This window comes from Rhodococcus sp. ENV425 (genome assembly GCF_002887785.1).
GTDB lineage: Bacteria > Actinomycetota > Actinomycetes > Mycobacteriales > Mycobacteriaceae > Rhodococcus > Rhodococcus aetherivorans.
The window spans coordinates 1-1496 of the sequence record NZ_PCZU01000296.1 but is presented as its reverse complement, the minus strand read 5'-3'; the positions used below and the strand labels follow the sequence as shown (position 1 = coordinate 1496).

The following is a 1496-nucleotide window of genomic DNA, read 5'->3' as shown; positions in this document are numbered from 1 at the left end:
GACGTCGTCGCCGAGGGGGAGCCGAGCCGGTGGCGGACGGCGGTGGACCGCCGATGGATACCGCTGCGGCCGGAGCGGGTCCTGGAGGTGGCCTACGACCAGATGGAGGGCAACGCCGAGACCGGCCTGCGGTTCCGGCACGCGGCGCGGTTCCTGCGGTGGCGACCGGACCGCGAGCCGCGCAGCTGCACCTTCGAGCAGTTGGACGTGCCGGTGCGGTACGACCTCGGCGACGTCCTCGACCGGACAGGAGTGTGACCTCCGGTGCCCGATGCGAAGCGTTCTCCCGCCGTGGAACTGGACGTCGGCGGCGTGCCCGTCCGCCTGTCCAACCCCGACAAGGTGTACTTCCCCCGGCTCGGAGAGGCCGGCACCAAGCGCCGCCTCGTCGAGTACTACCGGACCGTCGCGACGGCCGGCTCGGCGCCGCTGCTGCAGGCGCTGCGGGAGCGGCCGACACATCTGCAGCGGTTCCCCGACGGGATCGAGGGCGAGGAGATCTACCAGAAGCGGGTGCCTGCCCGCCGGCCCGACCACGTCGCGACGTGCGAGGTGACGTTTCCGTCCGGCCGCACTGCCGACGTGCTGCGGGTGCGCAGCGCGGCGGACGTCGTGTGGGCGGCGAACCTGGGCACCGTGACGTTCCACCCGTGGGCGGTGCGCTGCGGGGACGTCGACCGCCCGGACGAGTTGCGCATCGATCTCGACCCGCAGCCGGGGACCGCGTTCGACGACGCCCGCGCGGTCGCGCTCGAGGTGCTGCGACCGCTGCTCGACGAGCTGGGTCTGGTCGGTTTCCCGAAGACGTCGGGCGGCCGCGGCCTGCACGTGTACGTCCGCATCGTCCCGGAGTGGGACTTCGTCGGCGTGCGCCGCGCCGGGATCGCCCTGATGCGGGAGGTGGAACGCCGCAGCGGCGGCCGGGCCACCACCGCGTGGTGGAAGGAGGAGCGCGGGCAGCGCATCTTCCTCGACTTCAACCAGAACGCCCGGGACAAGACGATCGCGTCGGCATATTCGGTGCGGCGCACCCCGATCGCGACGGTGTCGACACCCCTGACGTGGGACGAACTCGTCGACGCCGACCCGGACGATCTCACGATCGCGACCGTGCCGGGCCTGCTCGAGCGCCGCGGCGATCCGATGGCCGCGATGGACGAGACCGCGCAGGCGCTCGACGTGCTGCTCGAGATGGCCGAGCGGGACGCCGCCGCGGGCCTCGGCGACCTGCCCTACCCGCCGACCCATCCGAAGATGCCGGGCGAGCCGAAGCGGGTGCAGCCGTCCCGCGACACCGACCGCAAGCGGCCCGGCTAGGGATTCACCGGGGCGGTGACCTCTCGTGACCGCATCGATGCCCGCCGACCCGGTGAACCGGTGCGCGTCTCCGTAGACTCCCCCTGGGGGATTCGGTTTGCGGGGGACGAGGCCGGAGGAGGCAGTCACCGTGTCGGTGGTAGCGGATGCGCGGAAGTCGGTTCGGGTTCTCGGTGGTG

The 1496-nt window shown here is 72.6% G+C and carries 1 protein-coding gene and 1 pseudogene; both read left to right on the top strand.

Features of this window, described 5'->3' with window-relative positions:
• Positions 1–258, top strand: a pseudogene (locus tag CQZ88_RS32075) (ATP-dependent DNA ligase); the annotation flags it as partial.
• Between the two features lie 6 nt (positions 259–264).
• Entirely contained in the window at positions 265–1317 is a 1053-nt protein-coding gene (locus tag CQZ88_RS27950; RefSeq protein ID WP_006931712.1) for a DNA polymerase domain-containing protein, read from the top strand.
• Positions 1318–1496: the final 179 nt, after the last annotated feature.